Source organism: Flavobacterium ajazii (assembly GCF_010614725.1).
Lineage (GTDB): Bacteria > Bacteroidota > Bacteroidia > Flavobacteriales > Flavobacteriaceae > Flavobacterium > Flavobacterium ajazii.
Map to the genome: position 1 here is coordinate 117,700 of NZ_JAAEHL010000001.1, position 24,806 is coordinate 142,505.

The following is a 24,806-nucleotide window of genomic DNA, read 5'->3' on the forward strand; positions in this document are numbered from 1 at the left end:
AAAAAGTTTAAAGTTTTATAACGCGTTTATTTCCGCATCATAAAATTTTAAACTTTAAACTTGAAACCTGAAACTAATTAATATGCAAAAATTGGTCTTTCGCTCATTAATTCGTTTACTTCTTCAGCAACTTCTTCAATAAGATCCTCGTTTGTATGATCTGCAAGTACTTTATCGATTAAAGCTACGATAGTTTCCATATCTTTTTCAACTAAACCACGAGTTGTGATTGCGGCTGTTCCAACACGGATTCCAGAAGTTACAAATGGTGATTTATCATCAAATGGAACCATGTTTTTATTTACAGTGATTTCAGCTTTTACCAATGCATTTTCAGCTTCTTTTCCGGAAATGTTTTTGTTTCTTAAATCAATAAGCATCATATGGTTGTCAGTTCCGCCAGAGATAATGTTGTATCCTCTTTTTACGAAAGCATCTGCCATAGCATTAGCATTTTTTTGCAATTGCATTGCATAAGTAAAGAACTCATCTTTTAAGGCCTCACCAAAAGCAACCGCTTTAGCAGCGATAATGTGCATTAAAGGACCGCCTTGATTTCCAGGGAAAACAGCCAAATCTAATAAAGCCGACATCATTCTGATTTCACCTTTTGGCGTTTTTAATCCCCATGGATTTTCAAAATCTTTACCCATTAAAATCAAACCACCTCTTGGTCCACGCAATGTTTTGTGGGTTGTAGTAGTTACAATATGGCAATGTGGAATTGGATCATTCAATAATCCTTTAGCAATTAAACCTGCTGGGTGAGAAATATCAGCCATCAAAATAGCACCAACGCTGTCAGCGATTACTCTGAAACGCTCAAAATCCATATCGCGAGAATAAGCAGAAGCTCCTGCGATGATTAATTTTGGCTGTTCTTTAGTAGCAATTTCCTGAATTTTATCATAGTCTAATCTTCCTGTTTCTTTGTCTACACCGTAGAATACTGGTTTGTAAACACGTCCTGAAAAGTTTACAGGAGAACCGTGAGTAAGGTGACCACCATGTGATAAATCGAATCCTAAAATTTTGTCTCCAGGCTGTAAACAAGCATGAAAAACAGAAGCATTAGCCTGAGAACCTGAGTGAGGCTGTACGTTTGCATATTCAGCACCAAATAGTTCTTTAGCTCTGTCAATTGCAATCTGTTCAATAACGTCAACTACTTCGCATCCGCCATAATATCTTTTACCAGGATATCCTTCTGCATATTTATTTGTTAATACTGAACCGGCAGCTTCTATTACCTGATCGCTTACAAAGTTTTCTGAAGCAATAAGCTCTAATCCGTGAATTTGTCTGTCTTGTTCCTCTAGTATAAGGTCAAAAATTTGTTCGTCGCGTTGCATTTTTTCGTTTTTCGTTAATTTCCTGCAAAAATACAAAAAAACGTTTGTTAAACTGTTAGATTATGATATATTTGACATAGAATTTTTCAACAAATAATTAACATCCACATGCCGATAACCGCCAACGATACCAAAAGAAAATCATGGTTAGAAGTGCCAGAGAATAGTGATTTTCCTATTCAGAATATTCCGTTCGGAGTATTCCTTACCAAAGAAAATGTCGTTACAGTAGGAACCAGAATTGGCGATTACGCTATAGATTTAGGAGCTTTACAGCAATTAAACTATTTTGAAGGAATAGATTTAACAGATGATATGTTCATGCAGGATACGCTAAATGATTTTATTTCTGACGGAAAAAAAACATGGCGTTTAGTTAGAAATCGTATCGCTGATATTTTTGATGAAGTTAATCCGCAGCTTAGGGATTCAACAAAAGACCGTGATGTTGTTATTTTTAAAATCGATGATGTAGAAATGCAATTACCGGTTTTAATTGGAGATTACACTGATTTTTATTCGAGTAAAGAACATGCTACAAACGTTGGGAAAATGTTTCGTGATCCTGAAAATGCTTTACTGCCAAACTGGCTTCACATTCCAGTTGGGTACCATGGGAGAAGTTCTACGATAGTCCCATCAGGAATACCGGTTCACAGGCCAATGGGACAAACCTTGCCGGCTGGTGAAAAATACCCTGTTTTTGGCCCATCCCGTTTAGTTGATTTTGAATTAGAGACTGCATTTATTACGACTGATGTAAATGTAATGGGTGAAAACATTTCGACTTACGAAGCGGAAGATTATATTTTTGGAATGGTTTTACTGAATGACTGGAGTGCACGTGATATTCAGAAATGGGAATACGTGCCGCTTGGACCATTTTTAGCTAAAAACTTTGCTACTTCAATTTCTCCATGGATTGTAACTATGGATGCTTTAGAACCTTTTAGGACAAAAGGTCCAAAGCAGGATCCAACCCCTTTACCATATTTACAGACAAAAGGGAAAAAAGCATTTGATATTCATTTAGAAGTTGCACTTAAACCAGAAGATCAGGAAGAAACAATTGTTTCCAGATCTAATTTTAAATATTTATACTGGTCTATGACCCAGCAATTGGCGCATCATACTTCAAACGGATGTCGTGTAAATTCTGGCGATATGATGGGATCAGGAACGATTTCAGGACCAACTCCTGATAGTTTTGGCTCGATGTTGGAATTGACCTGGGGAGGGAAAAATCCTTTAAAATTAAAAGATGGAAGCGAACGTAAATTTATAGAAGATAACGATACCGTAATCATTAGAGGTTTCTGTGAAAATGCAGAAGTTCGTATTGGTTTTGGAGAAGTTGCGAGTCAATTGCTGCCTCCGTTTATCAGACAATGAAGAGAGGATAAATTATCTGAAAGGATATAAAAAAAGAAAACCTTGGTTGATGCCAAGGTTTTCTTTTTTTTGCCACGAGTAAAGAGCAAAATGATTTTTTATCTTTGGTTAATATTTTATGCCGGTATCTGTTGACTTAAACAATGTAAAGTTCCGAATCCCCAAATAAAATCGATACAGTTTATTCCTATTACTTCACGATCAGGGAAACATTCTGCCAATATATTTAAAGCAATACGATCGTTGCTGTCATTGAATGTAGGTACTAAAACACAATTGTTAAGAATCAGGAAGTTGGCATAACTGGCTGGCAAACGTAAATCTTCAAAATCAACACGTTTTGGCATTGGTAATGCTACAATTACAGGAGATTTTCCGTTTTCTAATTTTGCGTTTTGAAGACGTTTCAAATTATCTTGTAAAGGTTTGTAATTTGAATCGTTTTTATCGGTTTCAACTATTGTTACAATTGTATCTTCATTTACAAATCGGCATAAATCATCAATGTGACCATGCGTATCATCACCTTCGATTCCGTCTCCTAACCAAATTACATTAGTAACCCCAAGATATTCTTTAAAAACAGCTTCGTAATCTTCTTTGGTAAAACCAGCATTCCGAACCTGGATTGTAGGATGCATCAGGCATTCTTCAGAAGTTAATAAAGTTCCTTTTCCGTTTACATCAATCGCTCCGCCTTCTACAATTACAGGTTTTCCTTTATACATTACCTGAGTTAGAGGAACATCAATAAAATCAGCAATTTTACCGGGAACAAATTTATCTAATTGGTAGTTTTTATATTTTGCCCAGCCATTGAAGTTAAAATTCAAAGCTTCTCTTTTAGAACCATTTTTTACAATAATTGGTCCTGAATCACGCATCCAGCTTCTGTTGGTTTTGTGAATGATAAAGAATATGTTAGGAATATTGACACGTGCTCTTTCTAACATTTCGGCAACTTTTTCTTTTAATTTTTCATCGGCTACGACTAAAAATACAGTTTCAAAAGTGGCTACTTTTTTAATAAATTCGACAAAAGCCCATTGAACGGCTTCGTATTTTCCAGGCCAGTCGTTTCCGTTATGAGGAAAACATAACACAATTCCCTGTTGCTTTTCCCATTCTGCCGGGAATCTTCTATTGTTGCTCATAGTTAGTCAATCGCTCTTTTTGTGATATCTCCAAAAGCATCAATTCTTCTGTCTCTGAAAAATGGCCAGTTCTGACGTACATTTTCCTGTAAATCTAAGTCAACTTCTGCGATTAAGATTTCTTCCTGATCATGTGAGGCCTGAGCTAAAATTTCACCCTGCGGACCAGAGATAAATGACGCTCCCCAAAACTGAATTCCTTCAGTTCCTTCAATATATTTTTCTAAACCTATTCGGTTTGCTGCTGCAACAAAAACACCATTTGCAACAGCGTGTCCTTTCATAACATTCATCCAGGCTCCATATTGATTTTCGCCGTATTGTTCTTTTTCTTTTGGATGCCATCCAATTGCTGTAGGGTAGAATAATACTTCGGCACCTTTTAGAGCAGTAATACGTGCTGCTTCCGGATACCATTGATCCCAACAGATCAGAGTTCCGATAGTTCCTTTTTTAGTTTCAATTGCCTGAAAACCTAAATCACCTGGTGTAAAATAAAATTTTTCGTAAAAATGAGGGTCATCCGGAATATGCATTTTGCGGTATAATCCTGCTTCAGTTCCATCAGTATCAATAATGTAAGCGCTATTGTGGTAAATTCCTGCCATTCTTTTTTCGAAGAAAGGAACAATAATAACAACTCCTAACTCTTTTGCCAGTTCACTAAAAGCAATAAATGAAGTGCTGTAAAGTGGTTCTGCCAATGCAAAATTATCTACATCTTCGCTTTGGCAAAAATAATGGCTGCTGTATAATTCTGGTAAAAGGATGACTTCTGCACCTTTACCGGCAGCATCTTTTACCCAGCTAATGCATTTTTTTAGATTATTTTCGGCAACGTCATTAAGGTTTAACTGAATAACGGCTATTTTATATTTTCTTTTCGGCATGACATAAAATTTAGAGTGCAAAAATAGTAATTTTTAAAGGAATGACAAAAGCTGTATGGATCATGTAAAACTAAAATTTCTTATATGTTTCTATTAATAAAAAAAAAACACCAGTACTGATATACCGGTGTTCTGATGATTGAAAAACTGTTCTAAATATTATTGTTTTTTGATTAAGCTTACATTTCCGTAATTTGAGTTTACGGTGACTTTATTTTCGCCTTTTCTTTTGTTATAACCACTTATTTTTTTTGAAGTAGATTTATTTTCAGTTGATGAAATATCTAAAGAATTATCCTTTTTAATATTTCCGTATTTGGTGTTTATATTAAAATCAAATGTATAATTGGTGTCATACCCCAGATAAACATCAGAATAACCAGTATTAATGTTTACATTATTAGCTTTTTCTGTAATGATGCCAACATTTATCTTGCTGTAATTGGCATCAATATTTATATTATTTGAAATTTCTGCAACATTGATGGTTAGGTAATTACCGGATCCTGAAAGTGAATTTATTTTTTGGAATTTAAAATTTCCGTAATTACAGTCATATTTAACGGTTTGACCATCAGAAATAACTAAATCTGTATAGTTTGTATCTAAGATTAAACTTCCTGAATCGTTTATTTTTAAACCAGAATAATGCGCCTGAATAACTCCATTTTTAATGTAGTCAATAGCTGAGTTTTGACAATATTCTATCTTAATACGATTGTTTGGACCGTTTAACTTTCCAAGAGTAATTTTTCCGTATTTGCAGGAAATATCGGTTGCGGACTCTAAAGCAAGAGCATTAATATTACCGTATTTATTATTAATTTTTACTGTTCCGTTTTTTGGGATTTTAACGATGTAATTGATTTCGAAACTATTGCTGCTTCCTTTTCCTTTTAAAGATGAAATCCCAATTTTAGTATTGGCTGTGACCATTGACTTAAGGGCGGTGATGTCAACATCAATGCTGTTTAATTTTTCGTTTACCCAATCTTCGTTTCCTCCGGTAACTTTTATAGTGATGTCTAAGTCGATTTTATCCTCATCCCACGTCGATACTGTTATGTTTCCGTATTTGTTGTCGATATCAATTCCTGCATTTGAATTAACGATATAGGTTTTTTTGATATTTTTTTGCTTTGAAATAAAAGTATCGTCATTTGAAAATCCCAAAAAAGGAATTAAAATAAATAAAATCAGTATGTTATAATGTTTCTTCATGTGTGGTATTTTTTAAGTTTTCATTTTCTTCAATACGCTGCAAAACCGTTTGTAAAAAAGATATTCGTGTCTGCAGATTGCTGATCATTGCATAAATAATTTGTTTGTTTTCACCATTTTTTTGAAGCTCTTTTATGATTTTTTCATAGTCGGCATCAAAAACCTTCATTTGTTTTAAAGCATCATTTATGATTTGCTCATTTTCAGGAGAATTTTTTTCGTGTAATTTTACGAGTTCGTTTTTAATTAAAATGCTAAAAATAGAATCTGTCTGTTTGGTTTCTTTTGATGCAAACTTAAATTCCTTAGGTTTTTCATTATTGTTGTAAAAAACAGATACGCCCAGTAAAATCACTATCGAAGCAGCAATTGCCCAAACAGCATAATTTTTTTTCTTGGTTTGTTTTTTGTTTAGTTTATTTAAAAAATCCATTTGATGGCCGGGATTAATTTCTTCAACATCCCATTGATTTTCAAATTTTTTAAATAATTCCTCTAAGTTGTCATTTTCCTTTTTCATATATCTTCTTCTAATTTTTTTCGCAAACTTTCTTTAGCTCTGCTTAATGTAGTCCTGCAATTGGCATAACTGATATTTAAGATTTCGCTAATTTCTTCCTGATCGTAACCTTCAATATAAAAGAGCGTCAACACCATTCGGTAATTGTCTTTCAAACCCGAAATAGCATCCAAAACCTGTTTTACTTTAAGTGAATTCAAATCGATATTCTCTGCAAAAAAAGTATCGTTTTCTTCGATTTTATAAAGTGTTTTGTTCAGGTCTTCCATCTGAAAAGCATTATTCTTTTTATAAAAATCAATGCTGTAATTCACAATGATTTTTTTGAGCCAGGCTCCAAATGCAACTTCCTGTTTATAATCGTTAATTTTGGTAAAAGCTCTCAAAAAACCTTCCTGCATGACGTCTTGTGCAAAATGTTCGTCTTTTACAATTCTGAAAGCTACATTATACATAGCCTTACAGTAACGATTGTAAATTTCAAATTGTGCTTTTTGATTATTCTCTTTACAAAGTGTGATTAATTCTTCGATATTTTGACTGGTTATTTTCAATTAATGATTGCTGGTTTCTTATAATGACTTTGTTTTTTTTGGTTTGTTACAGTTTTTATTAAAATTAATTGTATTTTTTTTAAAATGCCCGTAATTCTTGCGCTGAATAGTTTTGAAATCAAACTTCAAATGAAATGTCTTTGTTTTTGGCATAATGATTGTCTATTTTTATGACCTGATTTTCAAAGACAATTTTTAGCATGTTTTTGTTTAAAATACTGCTTTTCTAACTTGTGTTTGAGATTAGGACAAATCTTTTAATGACAAAACGACTTATATATTATTATGTCAAATCATAAAATACTTACTATTGACAATCTGTCACTTCAGGAATTGGATTCAGAAGCAGAATTAATTCCATTATTAACTCCGGAAGATGAGGAGGAAATGAATAATGAAGAACTTCCTGTTTCACTCCCGATTTTACCTTTACGAAATACCGTTTTATTTCCTGGTGTTGTGATTCCGATTTCGGCAGGGAGAGATAAATCAATAAGGTTAATCAACGATGCGAATGCAGGTGAGAAAATTATTGGAGTAGTTTCTCAAATTAATGAAGAAGACGAAGATCCGTCAAAAGATGACATTCACAAAATAGGGACTGTTGCCAGAATTCTTCGTGTTTTAAAAATGCCTGACGGGAATGTTACGGTTATTTTACAAGGTAAAAAACGTTTTGAAATTGATGAAGTAGTTTCAGAAGAGCCTTATCTGACCGCAACAATTAAAGAAGTTTCGGAAGAACGCCCTACAGAAGATGATACTGAATTTACAGCTATTTTAGATTCTGTGAAAGAATTGGCTATTCAGATTATTAAGGAAAGTCCCAACATTCCGTCTGAAGCTACTTTTGCAATTAAAAATATTGAAAGCCAATCGTTTTTGATCAATTTCGTTTCTTCAAATATGAATTTATCCGTAAAAGAAAAACAAGGTCTTTTATCGATAAATGGATTGAAAGAACGTGCTTTAGAAACGTTACGTTATATGAATATTGAGCTTCAGAAATTAGAACTGAAGAATGATATTCAATCAAAAGTCCGTTTTGATTTAGATCAGCAGCAGCGTGAATATTTCCTTCATCAGCAAATGAAAACCATTCAAGAAGAATTGGGAGGCGTTTCGCAGGAAGAAGAAATGGATGAAATGGGACAGAAAGCGAAAACCAAAAAATGGGACGAAAAAACGCAGAAACATTTCGAAAAAGAATTGTCAAAAATGCGCAGAATGAATCCACAATCTCCGGATTTTGGAATTCAGCGTAATTATCTGGAGTTATTTTTGGAATTGCCCTGGGGTGAATATTCTAAAGATAAATTTGATTTAAAACATGCTCAGAAAATTTTAGATAAAGATCATTTTGGGCTTGATGAAGTTAAGAAAAGAATGATTGAACATTTGGCTGTTTTGAAACTTCGTAACGATATGAAATCGCCAATTATCTGTTTGACAGGACCTCCGGGTGTAGGTAAAACATCTATTGGGCGTTCTGTTGCAGAAGCTTTAGGCCGTGAATATGTTCGTATTTCTTTAGGTGGTTTGCGTGACGAAGCAGAAATTCGCGGACATAGAAAAACGTATATAGGTGCAATGCCGGGACGTATTATTCAAAGTTTGAAAAAAGCAGGAACCTCAAATCCGGTTTTTATTTTAGACGAAATCGATAAATTATCAAATGGAAACAGTGGTGATCCATCTTCTGCATTATTAGAAGTTTTGGATCCGGAGCAAAACAATGCTTTTTATGATAATTTCCTCGAAATGGGTTATGATTTATCTAAAGTAATGTTTATTGCGACTTCAAACAATATGGCGGCGATTCAACCAGCTTTGCGTGACAGAATGGAAGTAATCAAAATGTCAGGTTATACAATTGAAGAAAAAGTAGAAATCGCAAAAAGACACCTTTTTCCAAAACAATTAGAAGCACACGGATTAACAGCTAAAGATTTGACTATTGGCAAAAAACAATTAGAAAAAATTGTTGAAGGTTATACCAGAGAATCTGGAGTTCGTAATCTTGAAACTAAAATTGCTCAGGTAATTCGTAACGCAGCAAAAGCGGTGGCAATGGAAGAGGAGTACAATAAAAAAGTTACAGATGAAGATATTGTTACTGTTTTAGGTGTGCCAAGATTAGAGCGTGACAAATACGAAAATAATGATGTTGCAGGAGTAGTTACAGGTCTTGCCTGGACAAGTGTTGGAGGGGATATTTTGTTTATTGAATCTTTGATTTCTGAAGGAAAAGGCTCTTTGAGTATTACAGGAAATCTTGGTAATGTGATGAAGGAATCGGCTACAATTGCTTTAGAATATATTAAAGCAAATGCTAAAAAGCTGGGACTTGATTCATCTTTGTTCCAAAAATATAATATCCACCTGCATGTTCCTGAAGGTGCTACACCAAAAGACGGACCAAGTGCCGGTATTGCAATGCTGACATCTCTTGTTTCTTTATTAACTCAAAAAAGAGTGAAGAAAAGTCTTGCTATGACTGGCGAAATTACCCTTCGAGGGAAAGTTTTACCGGTTGGCGGAATTAAAGAGAAAATCTTAGCAGCAAAGAGAGCAGGGATTAAGGAAATTATTTTGTGCCACGAAAATAAATCTGATATTGATGAAATTAAAGAAGAATATTTAGAGGGTTTGAGTTTTCATTATGTGAAAGAAATGAGTGAAGTTTTAGCCCTGGCTTTGACAGATCAGAATGTGAAAAACGCAAAAACTTTGAAATAAAATTTCTGGTTTTAAATTCCAAAATTATAAATTCCAAATTCCAAACTGAATAGACAGATTGGAATTTGGAATTTTTTATTGTTTATTTTTTAATCTTTATTGATTGTTTTTTTCAAGTACAGCAAGACCAAATCTGATTTTATCATAACCCATTTTTTCTTCAAAGTGATCAAAATAAGGTTTTAAGGCATTTGGATTTTCAAGTTCAATTTGGGCTTTTTGCAATTCCGCTACTTCTTTATCGGAAACAAACTGACTGACATCAATATCAATTCCATCCAGATATAATTTTGCGAGATGGGAAATAATAGTTGAAATTCCTAAATTTCTTGTTTCGGCAATTTCTTCAACGCTCACTCCTTTTTGAAATAATTCTAAAGTTGCTTTATAGGTGTTGCTTTCTTTTTTAGATTTCGTATTTGTTTTTTTATTCTTTTGAAATTCTATAATGGTATTTATAAATTCAGAGCCGTATTTTTCGAGTTTTGCCTTTCCGACTCCGTCAATAGCAAGAAATTCTTCATCGCTCATCGGGCGTAAAGTTTCCATTTGTCTCAATGCAGCATCACTAAAAATGACATAAGCAGGAACTTCATCTTTTTGGGCTATTTCGTAACGCAATTTTCTTAGGGATTCAAAAAGAGAACCATCAACTGTTTTAATCCTGCTTTTTACTTCTTTTATTTCTTTTTTATCAATTACTTTTTTAATTACGGTTGTCAGTTTTACTTTTTCACCTTCAAACAAAACTTTTTTGGCAAAAGGAGTCAGTAAAATTCTATTGTGTTGATGAAAGGCTATTTCGCAATATCCCAGGTTTATTAACTGAATAAGGTATTGATTCCAGTCGTACCAGGAAATGTCAGCGCCAATTCCGTAGGTTTTTAAGGTTTGATAGTTTTTATCGTAGATGTGAGCATTTTTTGAGCCTCTTAAAAAATCAACAATTACAGCTAAAGGTTCAGATTCCTGTAAACGGGTAATAGCAGATAAAGCTTTCTGTGCCAAAATTGTTCCGTCAAAAAATGTTGGCGGATTCTTGCAAATATCACAATTGCCACAATTTTCGGTCACCAGTTCGCCAAAATAAGAGAGCAGTATTTTTCTTCTGCAGCTTAATGCGTCAGCATATTGCTTCATTCGGTCCAATTTTGCCAGCTGTACATCGGAATTCAAACCCTCTGAGGCAAATTTTTGAAGTTGGATTACGTCGGCATAACTTTCGAACAAAATAGTTTCAGCTGGTAATCCATCACGGCCGGCACGTCCAATTTCCTGATAATACCCTTCAATATTTTTTGGTAAATTATAATGGATCACCCAGCGAACATTCGATTTGTCGATCCCCATTCCAAAAGCAATAGTAGCGCAAACTACCTGACAATCATCATTTATAAATTCATCCTGTGTTTTAGCCCGTAAAGTATTGTCCAGTCCGGCGTGATATGCTTTTGCTGTGATGCCGCTTTTTTTAAGTTTTTCGGCTAATTCTTCCGTTGTTTTTCTACTCAGGCAATAAATAATACCGGATTCATTTGGTTTGTTTTCTACAAAATCAATAATTTGTTTTACGCGGTCAAGTGCCGGACGAACCTCTAAACTTAAATTTTTTCTATCGAAAGAAGCAATAAAAGTTTTGAAGTTTTTTAAATTTAATTGTTTTGTAATATCGGTACGGGTTGCTTTGTCTGCTGTAGCAGTCAAAGCAAGGATTGGAGTAGAAGGGAAGCGTTTTTTTAAATAGCCCAGATTGGTATATGCCGGACGAAAATCATGTCCCCATGACGAAATGCAATGTGCTTCATCAATGGCAATCAGACTGATCGTTAATTCGCTAAATACAACATCCAGATATGATAAGCTTTCAGGAGCAATATAAACAAGTTTAAAAGTATTTGATTTTAAACTATCAATGTAAAATTGCTGTTCTTCGACTGATTGACTGCTATTGATGTAACAAGCTGAAATTCCGTTGGTTTTTAAGCTGTCGACCTGATCTTTCATCAGAGCAATCAATGGAGAAATAACAATTGTAATTCCTGGTAAAATTAAAGCCGGCAGCTGAAAACATATGGATTTTCCTCCTCCAGTAGGCATAATAGCAAGTGTGTCCTGACCTGATAATATGGTATTTATAATATTTTGCTGGTTAGGTCTGAACTTTTCAAAACCAAAATTTTCTTTTAGTCTGGCGTGTAATATTTCTGAATTCATTGGCTGATAATTTTTTCAAAGATAAAATAAAATAATATTTTTCTTATAAATTAATTCTTTCAGATTTATAATTTGTTATAAAACAATAAAAAAAGGAACCCGAATAGAGTTCCTTTAATTTATTTTGAAATAAATGAATTAATCTTCATCATCTTCATCATCATCTTCGTCTGAAACATCATCTTTGTCCTCATCATCATCATCGTCATCGCCATCTCCACCGTCTGTATCAGGCTTATCCTGGTTATCGTCATCATCGTCATCATCACTATCATCGTCAAGATCAAGTCCTTTTACTGGTTCGATGTTGTCTACATCAAGATCCATGTCGTCGTCTTCATCGTAATTTTCGATTCTGTCAGCAAGTTTAGTACTAATTTTTACTAAATAAATAGTGTCTTCAGTACGAACTTCAACAGCTTCGACTAATTCGTTTTTAGCATTTCTGAAACGAATAACATCCGAATCATCATAACCGTCAGGAAATTTTTCTACCAAAAGGTTCAAAATTTCGTTAGTAAGTTTGGCGTAGTCTACTATAACTCTTTTCATAAATATCCTATAAATCTAATAAATAAGCAAAAATTAACGGAGCGACAATTGTAGCATCCGACTCAATAATAAATTTAGGGGTGTTGATGTCTAATTTACCCCAAGTGATTTTTTCGTTTGGAACTGCTCCGGAATACGAACCGTAACTGGTTGTAGAATCTGAGATCTGACAGAAATAACTCCAGAACGGAACATCATGCATTTCCATATCCTGGTATAACATTGGGACTACGCAAATAGGGAAGTCTCCTGCGATACCACCACCGATTTGGAAGAAACCAATTCCGTTTTCACTGTTTTTTGTATACCAGTCAGCAAGGAATGTCATGTATTCAATACCCGATTTCATGGTAGAAGCTTTCAAATCTCCTTTGATTACGTATGATGCGAAAATATTCCCCATTGTACTGTCTTCCCAACCCGGAACAATAATAGGTAAATTTTTCTCTGCTGCTGCATACATCCAGCTGTCTTTCAGATCGATTTCGTAATATTCTTCCAAAACACCTGATAATAGCATTTTGTACATGAATTCATGCGGAAAATAACGTTCACCTTTATCATCTGCATCTTTCCAGATTTTGTAAATGTGCTTTTGTAAACGACGGAATGCTTCATGCTCAGGAATACAGGTGTCAGTAACACGATTCAATCCTCTTTCAAGTAAAGCCCATTCGTCTTCCGGGGTTAAATCACGATAGTTTGGTACTCTTTCATAGTGAGAGTGCGCTACTAAGTTCATGATGTCTTCTTCTAAGTTAGCTCCGGTACATGAAATAATCTGAACTTTGTCCTGTCTGATTACTTCTGCAAAAATTTTACCTATTTCTGCTGTACTCATTGCGCCAGCCATACTTACAAGCATTTTAGCTCCGTTTGCCAATTGCTGTTCATATGCTTTAGCAGCATCAACCAAGGCAGCAGAGTTAAAGTGCAAATAATGTTTTTCAATAAACTGACTGATTGGTCCTTTCATTTTTTTGTTTTTTTTGTTTTTTTTTTTTTTGAATTAAGTTTAACCTTTGGGTATACTGCAAATTAATAATTTTATAAATACCAATTTTTAATTTACAGTTTTTTTTTATGCTTTTTTAGTGTAACCTAAAATTTTCAAAACATCATCAGAAGTTTGTTGTTCTGAGAAAACTTCAGTTGCCAAAATTCCGTTTTCGTCACGATCAATCAAAATATGTTTTGGCTGTGGAATCAAACAGTGGTGCAAACCTCCGTATCCTCCAATGGTTTCCTGATACGCCCCCGTATTAAAGAAACCAATGTATAATGGCTTTTCTTTATTGTATTTAGGTAGATAAATTGCGTTCATGTTTTGTTCAGAATTGTAATAGTCATCACTATCACAGGTCAATCCTCCCAGTAAAACCCGCTCGTAAGTATCATTCCAACGGTTTACCGCCAGCATAATAAAACGTTTATTTATAGCCCAGGTATCAGGTAAAGTGGTAATGAAAGAGGAATCGATCATATTCCATTTTTCCCTGTCATTTTGTTGTTTTTGATATAAAATCTGGTAGATTGCGCCACCACTTTCGCCTACAGTAAATGATCCAAATTCCGTAAATATATTAGGAACATCAACTTCGGCTTCATCACAGGCAATTTTTATCTGATTGATGATTTCGTCAATCATATATTGGTAATCGTATTCAAATGCAAGTGAGTTTTTAATAGGGAAACCACCTCCAATGTTTAGTCCGTCAAGAGTAGGGCATTCTCTTTTAAGTGCGATGTATACTTTGATACATTTTACAAGCTCATTCCAGTAATATGCCGTATCATTAATTCCGGTATTAATGAAAAAGTGAAGCATTTTAAGCTCTAATTTGTCATTTTCCTGAATTTGTTTTTTGTAAAATGATACAATGTTTTTGTATCCGATACCTAATCTTGATGTGTAAAACTCAAATTTTGGTTCTTCCTCTGCAGCAATACGGATTCCTATTTTGAATTTACCTTTGATTTCTCCCTGAAGTAAATCAAGCTCTTCGTAGTTGTCAATAATCGGAATGGTATTTTTATGACCATTATTGATTAATCGTGCAATATTGGTAATATATTCGTCTCTTTTGAAACCGTTGCAGATAACATAAGTACTTTTGTTAATTTTACCATTTTCAAGCAGATTTTCTACAATATTAATGTCAAATGCAGATGATGTTTCTACGTGAATATTGTTTTTGAAAGCTTCATTCATAATGTATTCAAAATGAGAGCTTTTTGTGCAATAACAGTAGTAGTATTTTGCTTCGTATTTGTTTTTCTCCATCGATTTTCTGAACCAGGCTTTTGCCTTGTTGATGTTTTCAGAAATTTGTGGGAGATAGGTGAATTTTAAAGGAGTACCATATTGCTCTACCAATTTCATTAAATCGATATTGTGAAACAATAAGTTGTCTTTGTTCAGCTTGAACTCTTCCTGAGGGAAATAATAAGTTTGGTTGATTAAATCAGAATATTTTGTATTCATTTAGTCCAGTATTTAGAATGTATTTTAAATTTAGTAAACGTCTCTAAATCTTAAATTCAAACCCTGATATTGGCAAATACAATTTCCAGTTTTTCGTGCTCTGCCTTTGAACACAAAAAAACGTCAAAACAAAAAGGACTTCTGCTATTGTAGAAACGGTTCAACATTCTTAATAAAGAGCTGTTGAGGCGGTTTCTGTAAGAGCTGAAATGTCTTTGTCTGCTGTTTGTTTTCATTGTGGCAAATGTAAAAAATAATATATACCTAATGCAACGCTTTTCCTTAAAAAAAGTTTAAGACTTATAATCCTGAAACGCATTCAGAATTAATTTATTTTCAACAGATTGGTTAATTTTTATCTTTCCGATGCCTTCAATTAGTGCAAACTGAATTAAACCATACTCATTTTTTTTGTCATGAATAAGTAATTCTAATATCGGATCGATGTCTTCCTCTTCAAACTTTACATCGTCATAAATATCTTTAATTACCGTTTTGATTTCAGTATATTCTTCAGATGAAATAAGGTTTTTGTGTAATGAAATATAGCTTTCCAAAATCATTCCGACAGCAATAGCTTCACCATGCAGTAATGTTGTTTTGTGTTCGCTTTCTAAAAAGTAACCTTCGATAGCATGTCCTAAAGTATGGCCAAAATTTAAAGCCTTGCGGATATTTTTTTCTGTTGGATCCTGAATTACGATTTCATTTTTGATTTCGACAGAACGATATATTAATTGATCTAAGTCATCAAAAACAATCGATTTTAAATCCGAAAATTGTCTCCAATATGGTGCATCATAAATTAAGCCATGTTTTAACATTTCTGCAAGACCGGAACGCATTTCGCTTTGCGGTAAAGTTTCTAAATATTGAGTGTCAATTAAAACCATTTGAGGAACATTGATTACACCAATCTGGTTTTTAAGATTTCCTAAATCAACACCGGTTTTTCCTCCTACAGAAGCATCTACCATAGATAATAAGGTAGTCGGAATGTTAATGAAATTCACTCCCCGTTTAAATGTCGAAGCAACAAAACCTCCTAAATCAGTTACAACGCCTCCACCAAGATTAATAACAAGAGATTTTCTGTCTGCACCTAATTCAGTAAGTACATTCCATACTTCAATACAGGTTTCTATATTTTTATTGGCTTCGCCTGATTCAAATTCGATAATTTCGATAGTTAAATCGGTTTCCAGTAAAGGCAAAAATTTAGGTAAACAATGCTCATTTGTTTTATCATCAACAATGATAAATATATTAGAGTATTTGTTTTCTTTTAAATGGTTGTTTAAAGCTTCGTATGCATTTTGGTTAAAATGTACTAAATAATTATTTGCTTGAATAGATTGCATAATTCCTCGGTTAATTGAATCCGCAAAATAAGGCATTTTTAACTAAATAATATTCAAAACCCGATTCTAATTTGTTTTAAAATTGAACATCTGTTTTAATTACAAGATGATTTTTCAGTTTACTTATAGAAGATATTTAGCCTTTTTAAATCGTTTTTTCGCTTTTTTTGAATAAATCTAATGTAAAATAGGGACTTTTAGAATTTTGAATTTGTGTTATGAATTTTTAAAAATATCTATCTTTTGTTAAATAATATTCAAAACACTCTTTATCTTTGTCCAAAAACTAAATTTAATGGAAAAAATATTCGACAACACTCAGGTTGCCTTTTCGTTAAAAAGCGATACCGAACTTGACAGGGCTTATTTTCTTTTTAAAATGATTGACAGCGAACCTTTGGTGAGGATAGGAACAGCTGTTACCAATTTTGCTATTAAAGCACATCTTCCTGTTGAAGGGCTTATTCGCGCTACTGTTTTCGACCATTTTTGTGGTGGTGTTAACGAAAATGATTGTCTTACCGTTGTAGACAAAATGTTTACAAAAGGCGTTTCATCTGTTTTGGATTATTCTGTTGAAGGAAAAGAAGAAGAGGAGCAGTTTGATGCTGCTTTAGAAATGACTTTAAGAACAATCGAATTTGCTAAAGAACGTCTTGCGATTCCGTTTGCGGTTTTTAAACCAACTGGTTTAGGGCGTTTTGAATTGTATGAGAAATTAGGAGAAAAACAAACATTAACTTCTGCCGAGCAATCAGAGTGGGATAGGGTTGTGGCCCGCTTTGATCAGGTTTGCAGTGAAGCACACAAAAAAGATGTAGCATTACTGATTGATGGTGAGGAAAGTTGGATGCAGGATGCTGCAGATGATTTGGTGACAGAGATGATGCGTAAATACAATAAAGAAAAAGCTATTGTTTTCAATACATTGCAAATGTACCGTTGGGATCGTTTGGATTATCTGAAAAAACTCCATGAAACAGCCAAAAAAGAAGGTTTTTATATAGGTATGAAATTAGTTCGCGGTGCCTACATGGAAAAAGAAAACAAAAGAGCGGAAGAAAAAAATTATGTTTCGCCAATTTGCGTTTCTAAAGAAGCTACTGATGAAAATTACGATGCAGCTGTTCAGTATATGCTGGATCATTTGGATACGATGTCCATTTTTGCGGGGACTCATAACGAACTGAGTTCATATAGATTAATGGAAATGATGAAACACAAAGGAATTGCCAAAAATGATAATAGAATCTGGTTTGGGCAATTATACGGTATGAGTGATAATATTAGTTACAATCTTGCTGAGAACGGTTATAATGTTTCAAAATACTTGCCTTTCGGACCTGTAAAAGATGTGATGCCTTACCTGATTCGCCGTGCTGAAGAAAATACTTCTGTAGCCGGGCAAACCAGTCGTGAATTGTCAATGATTAAGGCTGAAAGAAAAAGAAGAAAAGGGAAATAAAAGTTTTCTGGATATAATTTTTAAATGCGAAACCGTCTCATAATCTGAGGCGGTTTTTTTATTTGTTTATTTCGTAACATTCCCTTAAATAATAAAGTACAAAGAGTTAATCATAAAGTAACTATTACATTAAGTACAAAATTTGGCTGTTAAATAGATTTGTACCAAATTAAAATTTACCAATATGATAAAATCTTTACTATTAAAACCAAACAACACTACAACCAATTTTAAGCCAGAATTGTTTCCTAATTTAAGAACAGGAATATTTTCGATTATGGCAATATTAGCGTTTAATCAAAATAGTATTGCTCAGACTGTAGATCTTTCAACTTATGTCAGAGTTGGGCGATACGATTTGCCGGAACCAACAAGAACGGCACATCCTGTTAATAATTTACTAGCCCAGGAAGCTTCAGGAGTAACTTACAACTGGGATACGAATACTCTTTTTATTGTTGGGGACGGAACTACCTCTGTTACCCAGGTTTCGTTAACAGGACAGTTGATTGATACCATGACACTGGCTCAGGGAAGCAGTCCGCAGGGAACTGATTTTTATGATTCTGAAGGGATCACTTATATAGGCAATGGTCAGTTTGTAATGACGGAAGAGCGTGACAGACAAGTGGTGTTGTTTACTTATGCTGCGGGGACAACGCTTACAAGGAGCAATACTAAAACAGTGAAGTTAGGGACATTTGTGAATAATACAGGAACAGAAGGGCTTTCTTACGATCCGTTGACGAATGGTTATATTGTTTTAAAAGAAATTTCTCCAATGGGGATTTTCCAGACAGGAATTGATTTTGATGCGGGAACTGCTACAAATGGTTCAGCTACGACTGATAACTCTGTTAATCTTTTTGATCCGGCTTTGTTAGGTTTTACTGATGTTGCTGACGTTTTTGCTTTATCTAATTTACCGGCATTAAACGGACAACCTTTATATAACAATTTATTGGTATTGAGTCAGGAAAATGCTAAAGTTGTAAACGTAGACCGAAATGGTGTAATTTCAAGTACTTTAACTATTGTGTCAGATCCGGGCAACCCATTAGATGCTGCTAATCAGCAACACGAAGGAATGACTATGGATCGTAATGGTAATTTATATATCGTAAACGAGAATGGAGGTGGCGATATCGACCATCCGCAACTTTGGGTTTATGCTCCTTCAGCTTTGCCAAATCAGGCGCCAACGGCTGTTGCTTTGGCGAATACAACAAATTCGATTTTAGAGAATACAACTACTACACCGGCAGTTAAAATTTCAGATATTTTAGTTACAGATGACGGATTAGGAACAAATACATTGTCATTATCAGGTGCAGATGCTGCTTTTTTTGAAATCATTGGTGCAGGATTGTATATCAAAGCAGGAACAGTATTGGATTATGAAACAAAAACAAGTTATACTGTTACTGTAAATGTAGATGATACTACTGTGGGCTCAACTCCTGATGCTTCAGTTAATTTTACTTTGTCAGTTACAGATGTAGCTAATGAAGTAGCCCCAATTGCAACAGTAAGTATTACAGAAGTAGCACCTTGGTCCAGTAGCGTTGATCCAATTAAAGCCGATTGGTTTGAAGTAACAAATAACGGAACTACCGATCTTGATATTACTGGCTGGAAAGTAGATGATGATTCTAAAGCGTTTTCTTCAGCTTTAGTTTTAAATGGAATCACTACTATTAAACCGGGAGAATCTGTAATTTTCTTAGAAACAACTGCTGCAAATAACGCAACTGTTATTGCTAACTTCAAATCGACCTGGTTTGGAAGCAATGTTCCGGCAGGTCTACAAGTTGGAAGTTATACTGGTGGTTCAATAGGTTTAAGTTCAGGAGGCGATCAGGTGAACTTATTTGATGCGAGTGGAAATCTAAAGGCGAATGTCATTTTTGGAACATCAACTACCAATATAACATTTAATAACGCAGTCAGCCTTAATAACGCTACAGTTTCAACATTAAGTCAGGTTGGTGTTAACGATGCTTTTGCAGCGAAAAATGATGCGAATCAAATTGGTTCACCGGGAACCACAGGGAAATTATTTATTTCTGAAGTAGCGCCATGGTCAAGTGGAGACAGTCCGGTAGGAGCTGATTGGTTTGAAATTACGAATACTAAAGCCGTAGCAGTTGATATTACAGGATGGAAAGTAGATGATAATTCACAATCACCTGCAGCTGCAGTAGCGCTAAACGGAATTACAAGCATTAATCCGGGAGAATCTGTTATATTTATTGAAACTAATGATTTAGCAGGAAAAACAGAAACATTTTTAAATAACTGGTTTGGAACAAATCGTCCTGCAGGTTTGAGAATTGGAAATTATACTGGTTCAGGAATTGGTTTAGGGGCAAGTGGTGATCAGGTGAATTTATACAACGGAGTTAGCAGTACTCCAGTGACTTCTGTATTATTTGGGACTTCATCAACAGGAACTTTCAAAACATTTGATAATACTGACGGCCTTACTACGATAACTACAGCAGTTACTCAGTTGAGTGCAGTAGGTACGAATGGAGCATTTGTTGCAGCTAACAGCAATACCGAAATTGGTTCTCCGGGTGTATTCGTTAAAACAAGTCCTAATTTAAGTGTTGAGAATCCTTCAGAAATAAATACGTTTAAAGTAGTAGCTTATCCGGTTCCTTATAGTTCAGTTTTCCAGTTAGACTTAGGAATACTTAGTAATGATAGCGTTGGAATAAAAGTATATGATATGAACGGAAAACAGTTAGATGCTTATGAATTCAATGATGCTGCAGAAGCTCAAAACCAAAGAATAGGAAGTGATTATGCTACTGGTGTTTACAATGTTGTTGTAATTCAGGGAGGAAATAAAAAGACAATCCGTGTGATTAAGAAATAATATCAAAATATTTACTAAAAAAGGAGCCGTCTCAAATTATTGAGACGGCTCCTTTAATTTTTATAAGCCTTTGGTTTTTTTAAGAAAAGACAACTGTTTTGTTACTGTAAACCATTGTTTTGCGTTCGGCATGTAATTTTATGGCTCTTGCCAAAACAATTCTTTCTAAATCACGGCCTTTCATAATAAAATCTTCAACAGAATGAATATGAGAAACACGTGCAATATCCTGTTCGATAATCGGACCTTCGTCTAATTCTTCTGTTACGTAATGACTTGTAGCACCAATAATTTTTACTCCTCTTTTAAATGCAGAGTGATACGGTTTTGCACCCGGGAATGCAGGTAAAAACGAATGATGAATATTGATAATTTTATTTTCGTAAAGCGAAATCAAGCCAGGTGTGATAATTTGCATATAACGCGCCAGAACGATAAAATTGATTTGATATCTTTTTAACAGTTCAATTTGTCTGGCTTCACCTTCTTCTTTATTGTCTTTGGTAAAAGGAACGTAGTGAAACGGAATATCAAAACGCTCCGCAATAGAACGCAAATCATTGTGGTTACTGATGATTACCGGAATTTCGACATTAAGCTCATCTGCACTGTAACGTCCTAAAATATCAAACAGACAGTGGTCGTATTTTGATACAAATAATGCCATTTTTGGTTTCTGCTCCTGATTGTATAAATCCCACGACATATCAAAATCTGCAGCAATAGTTTGGCTAAAATCATCTTTTATAACATCGATACTTATATTATGATTCGTCAAATCACATTCTAATCGCATGAAAAATACATTTTGCTCTGTATCAACATGCTGATCAATATAAGTAATGTTTCCTTCTACTTTTGCAATAAAAGCTGTTACTGCAGCAATAATTCCTTTTTGATCCTTACAGTGAATCAGAATAGTTATTTTTTGCATTATAATTTTTTGGTTAATCGGTTATTTTATAGATTAATTGTTTAATCGTTTATTTGTTTAATCGGAATGGTTGTAGAATTTAAGTTTTTGCAGTTACACGATTAAACAAATAAACAGTTAAACATAAAATTTACTTTTTATCCTGCATCGCAAAAACGCTTTTTAACAACGGTGTTGTTCTGGCACTAATGTTATTGCGGATTTCTTTTTCTTCTACGGCAATCATTTTAAAAACACCTGTCAAAGCCTGATTGGTTGTATAATCTGTCAAATCAGGATTTACTTTTTTTACCAGCGGAATAGCATTGTATTTCGTAATAATTTTTGTCCAGATTGCATCGGCGCCTACTTTTTCAAACGAACTTTTAATTACGGGATTAAATTTTGCATACAAAGCCGTTGTTGTGCTTCCTTGTAAATAACTTGTTGCAGCACTGTCATTCCCTAATAAAATATTTTTTGCATCAGTAAAAGACATGTTTTTGACAGCTGAAACAAAGATAGGAGTTGCTTCTTTCACAGCATCTTCAGCCGCACGGTTCAGCATTTTGATACCTTCATCAGCAAGTGAACTAAGACCTACTTTTCGTAGAGTAGCATCAACTTTTTGTAATTCTTCAGGCATCAGGATTTTTACAGCTTCATTTTTATAGAAACCATCAACAGCAGTAAGTTTGCTTACTTGTTCTGTAATACCTTTATTCAGGGCTTCTTTTAAACCAGAAGCAATATCGACACCACCAACACCAGGAATTTGTGAAGATAATTGTGGCAATTGATTTAAAGTTTGTTGTACCTGCGCGCAGGAATTAAGAGAAAATGCTACAGCAAGAAGTAAAATCTTTTTCATTGTGAAATGGGGTTTTTTAATGGTTTCAAAAATACTATTTATTCAACAACAAAGCCACAATTTTATTTCAGGAGCACAAACATTTTGTTCCATAATTAACTTTTGTCCCGCTGTCCACTAAATTCCGCGCAGAAAAAGCGCGGGATACCGTTCCCATCGGGGCTATTTTAAAAATTTTGGTTTTCAGAAGACGCTTTTTAAAACTGAAAAAAACAAAAAAAAGCTACCCAATTTGGATAGCTTTTCTTTAACAATTTTTTTTATACTTAGAAAGATCCGCAAATATTACCGGAAAATGTAGCTCCGGCATTGGCAGAAACGTCAGCTTTAACAGCAGATGCAGCAAGGGTTACAATGCTGTACGGAGGAGTAAATGCAGTGTTTTTTCCTGCTGTATTTCCACTTGTGTTAGTGAAAACATTTCCTGATGTAACAGTTACAGCAGTAAGACCTGTCATTAATTCGATTGGAGTTTTTACATTTTCAAAAACGTTATTTTCTACTTTTATATTAGCTTCAAAACCTGCAGCAATACATTTATTACTAACAGAGCTATTGAAATAACTGTTTATGATATGTACTTTTCCAAATCGAACTCTTGGCATTCTTTCTCTACAGCCGCTAGCCCACCAGCAACGTGCAAATGTAATTCTTAATGTTCCGCGGTCTCCTGTAGCACTGTCGCTTGAACCAATTAAATTTGAAAATCTATGATCGTCAGTACCTCCTGAACCTCCTGCTTTTGGTGCTTTTAGGTAAGTGAATTTTGTATAAGAAACAGTCACATAATCAGATTTATTTTTGATGTCAAAGTTTCCGTCAACACCATCTCTGAATTCGCAGTGGTCAACCCATACATTCTGGCAGTTATCCAAAGTAGCATTGTCCCATCCATCAGTATCATAAGCACCTGGGCCTTCGAAAATAAGGTTTCTGATAATGATATTTTTACATCCTTTAAAATAAATGATCCCAGAACCATCTTTAGTCTGGTTTGTTGATACTAGTTTTGCACCGCTGGTTCCGTAAATTGTTTTTCCGGTTTGGTTCTGAAATGATAATCTTGCAGAAACGGTAATAGTTCCGGATACTTTTATCACTTTTACAGAAGTGTTTTCAATTGCCGATTTCAATTGTGCATAAGTGGTTACGGCTGTTTCTGCAGATGTACCTCCTCCTGTCGTACTTCCGTTTTGGGAAGCCCATCCCGGAACTTCTGAACAAACTCCTACTTTAGAAGTCGAAGCAGAAACTTCCTGATTTGTACTTAATGCTGCTTCATCTGCATTTTGCTCTGTTACATCTTCCGTGTTACAACTTGCAAAGCCTAAAACAAGCGCAAATAACGAAATGGTAAATTTGGTTTTAAATTTCATTGTTAGTTTTTTAATGGTTATTACTAAAATTTTATAGTGGTGCAAAGATGTTTATTAATTCCTACAAGAATATTGAACTTGTTCAATAATTTTGTAGTTAAATTGAATATTTAATTTTTTTTAGATTATTAATTTGAATATTATATAATTTTTATATTTTTGCGTAATCGATTACATTATCAAATTCATCCCCAAATTTTACGAATTTTAGAAATTTTAATTAAGTAATAATTAAAAATATGTACGAAGAACTACGGCAAAATATTGAAAGAAAAATCTCCCTTACAGACGAAGAATGGGGGCTGATACTTGAGAAAACAGAATTCATTAAGTTAAAAAAGAATGAATTTTTGCAGATTCAGGATTCTAATAATTCTTTAGAATGTTTTATCCTGAAAGGTGCTTTTAAAACCTACATTATAAATGAAAACGGAACAGAAAGTGTGGTTTTCTTTTCATTTGAAAACGACTGGATGTGCGATCTCGAAAGCTTTTATTACCATAAATTGACCAAATACAATATTAAAGCGATTGAAGACAGTGATATATTGGTAATTAATAAATCCAATAAAATGTTGTTGTTTAAGGAGGTTCCAAAACTGATTCAGTTTCATATTCTGATGGTGGAAAGGGCTAATATTGCAATACAGGAAAGGCTTTTAGATGTTTTAAACAAAACTTCAAAACAGCGATATATTGAGTTTGTAAAGAAATATCCTCAAAAGACCCAAAAAATAAACAATAAAAATTTGTCTTCTTATTTAGGGGTTACTCACGAGTTTTTATCAAAAATCAAAAAGAGTTTTTGATCTTAAACTCAAAGAACTAAATCTTTTTTAGTTTACTAATAAAATTAATTCGCT

At 34.1% G+C, this 24,806-nt stretch carries 19 protein-coding genes; 5 read left to right on the plus strand and 14 right to left on the minus strand.

Annotation, left to right across the window (positions count from 1 at the left end; translation table 11 throughout):
* Nucleotides 1-77: 77 nt before the first annotated feature.
* The gene (gene glyA / locus GWR14_RS00410; protein ID WP_163406973.1) at nt 78-1,352 is read right to left on the minus strand and encodes a serine hydroxymethyltransferase; all 1,275 of its coding nucleotides are present in this window, start codon (nt 1,350-1,352) and stop codon (nt 78-80) included.
* A gap of 108 nt (nt 1,353-1,460) precedes the next feature.
* On the opposite strand from glyA, the gene fahA reads away from it, so the two are divergent.
* Entirely contained in the window at nt 1,461-2,744 is a 1,284-nt protein-coding gene (gene fahA / locus GWR14_RS00415; RefSeq protein ID WP_163406974.1) for a fumarylacetoacetase, read from the plus strand.
* Between the two features lie 116 nt (nt 2,745-2,860).
* Here fahA and GWR14_RS00420 read toward each other — a convergent pair whose 3' ends face one another.
* From GWR14_RS00420 to GWR14_RS00440, 5 genes are all read right to left on the minus strand, one after another.
* Nucleotides 2,861-3,898, minus strand: coding sequence for an agmatine deiminase family protein (locus GWR14_RS00420; protein ID WP_163406975.1), 1,038 nt, complete (start codon nt 3,896-3,898; stop codon nt 2,861-2,863).
* Between the two features lie 2 nt (nt 3,899-3,900).
* Nucleotides 3,901-4,788 (minus strand): carbon-nitrogen hydrolase, encoded by an 888-nt coding sequence (locus GWR14_RS00425; RefSeq protein ID WP_163406976.1) that lies wholly within the window; start codon nt 4,786-4,788, stop codon nt 3,901-3,903.
* 159 nt (nt 4,789-4,947) lie between these two features.
* A complete protein-coding gene (locus tag GWR14_RS00430; protein ID WP_163406977.1) occupies nt 4,948-6,009 on the minus strand; it encodes a DUF4097 family beta strand repeat-containing protein in 1,062 nt (353 codons plus the stop codon).
* Entirely contained in the window at nt 5,993-6,529 is a 537-nt protein-coding gene (locus GWR14_RS00435) for an anti-sigma factor (RefSeq protein WP_163406978.1), read from the minus strand. Before GWR14_RS00435 ends, GWR14_RS00430 begins: the two co-directional genes overlap by 17 nt.
* Entirely contained in the window at nt 6,526-7,083 is a 558-nt protein-coding gene (locus GWR14_RS00440) for an RNA polymerase sigma factor (RefSeq protein WP_163406979.1), read from the minus strand. Before GWR14_RS00440 ends, GWR14_RS00435 begins: the two co-directional genes overlap by 4 nt.
* Nucleotides 7,084-7,368: 285 nt before the next feature.
* Between GWR14_RS00440 and lon the strand changes: the two genes are divergently transcribed.
* Complete coding sequence (gene lon / locus GWR14_RS00445) at nt 7,369-9,822, plus strand: endopeptidase La (protein WP_163406980.1); 2,454 nt, start codon at nt 7,369-7,371, stop codon at nt 9,820-9,822.
* 96 nt (nt 9,823-9,918) lie between these two features.
* Here the strand turns inward: lon and recQ are convergent, their stop codons facing one another.
* From recQ to aroB, 5 genes are all read right to left on the minus strand, one after another.
* A complete protein-coding gene (gene recQ / locus GWR14_RS00450) occupies nt 9,919-12,036 on the minus strand; it encodes a DNA helicase RecQ (RefSeq protein WP_163406981.1) in 2,118 nt (705 codons plus the stop codon).
* Between the two features lie 138 nt (nt 12,037-12,174).
* Nucleotides 12,175-12,588, minus strand: a complete 414-nt coding sequence (locus GWR14_RS00455; protein WP_163406982.1) for a DNA primase — start codon at nt 12,586-12,588, stop codon at nt 12,175-12,177.
* A gap of 7 nt (nt 12,589-12,595) precedes the next feature.
* Nucleotides 12,596-13,564 (minus strand): deoxyhypusine synthase family protein, encoded by a 969-nt coding sequence (locus GWR14_RS00460; RefSeq protein WP_163406983.1) that lies wholly within the window; start codon nt 13,562-13,564, stop codon nt 12,596-12,598.
* A gap of 105 nt (nt 13,565-13,669) precedes the next feature.
* Nucleotides 13,670-15,073, minus strand: coding sequence for a type III PLP-dependent enzyme domain-containing protein (locus tag GWR14_RS00465; RefSeq protein WP_163395530.1), 1,404 nt, complete (start codon nt 15,071-15,073; stop codon nt 13,670-13,672).
* 293 nt (nt 15,074-15,366) lie between these two features.
* Nucleotides 15,367-16,434, minus strand: coding sequence for a 3-dehydroquinate synthase (gene aroB, locus GWR14_RS00470; RefSeq protein ID WP_163406984.1), 1,068 nt, complete (start codon nt 16,432-16,434; stop codon nt 15,367-15,369).
* Nucleotides 16,435-16,729: 295 nt separating this feature from the next.
* Between aroB and GWR14_RS00475 the strand changes: the two genes are divergently transcribed.
* Both GWR14_RS00475 and GWR14_RS00480 read left to right on the plus strand, forming a co-directional pair.
* Nucleotides 16,730-17,899 carry a proline dehydrogenase family protein gene (locus GWR14_RS00475; protein ID WP_163406985.1) on the plus strand — a complete coding sequence of 390 codons (1,170 nt, stop codon included), beginning with the start codon at nt 16,730-16,732 and terminating at the stop codon, nt 17,897-17,899.
* Nucleotides 17,900-18,083: 184 nt separating this feature from the next.
* Nucleotides 18,084-20,783: an SdiA-regulated domain-containing protein gene (locus tag GWR14_RS00480; protein WP_163406986.1), complete on the plus strand. Its 2,700-nt coding sequence runs from the start codon at nt 18,084-18,086 to the stop codon at nt 20,781-20,783.
* Nucleotides 20,784-20,862: 79 nt separating this feature from the next.
* On the opposite strand, the gene purU is transcribed toward GWR14_RS00480, so the two are convergent.
* From purU to GWR14_RS00495, 3 genes are all read right to left on the minus strand, one after another.
* Entirely contained in the window at nt 20,863-21,717 is an 855-nt protein-coding gene (purU, locus tag GWR14_RS00485; RefSeq protein WP_163406987.1) for a formyltetrahydrofolate deformylase, read from the minus strand.
* A gap of 130 nt (nt 21,718-21,847) precedes the next feature.
* Nucleotides 21,848-22,567, minus strand: coding sequence for a DUF4197 domain-containing protein (locus tag GWR14_RS00490; protein WP_163406988.1), 720 nt, complete (start codon nt 22,565-22,567; stop codon nt 21,848-21,850).
* Nucleotides 22,568-22,833: 266 nt separating this feature from the next.
* Nucleotides 22,834-23,943: a pectate lyase family protein gene (locus GWR14_RS00495; RefSeq protein WP_163406989.1), complete on the minus strand. Its 1,110-nt coding sequence runs from the start codon at nt 23,941-23,943 to the stop codon at nt 22,834-22,836.
* A 239-nt stretch (nt 23,944-24,182) separates the two neighbouring features.
* Between GWR14_RS00495 and GWR14_RS00500 the strand changes: the two genes are divergently transcribed.
* A complete protein-coding gene (locus GWR14_RS00500) occupies nt 24,183-24,752 on the plus strand; it encodes a Crp/Fnr family transcriptional regulator (RefSeq protein ID WP_163406990.1) in 570 nt (189 codons plus the stop codon).
* Nucleotides 24,753-24,806: the final 54 nt, after the last annotated feature.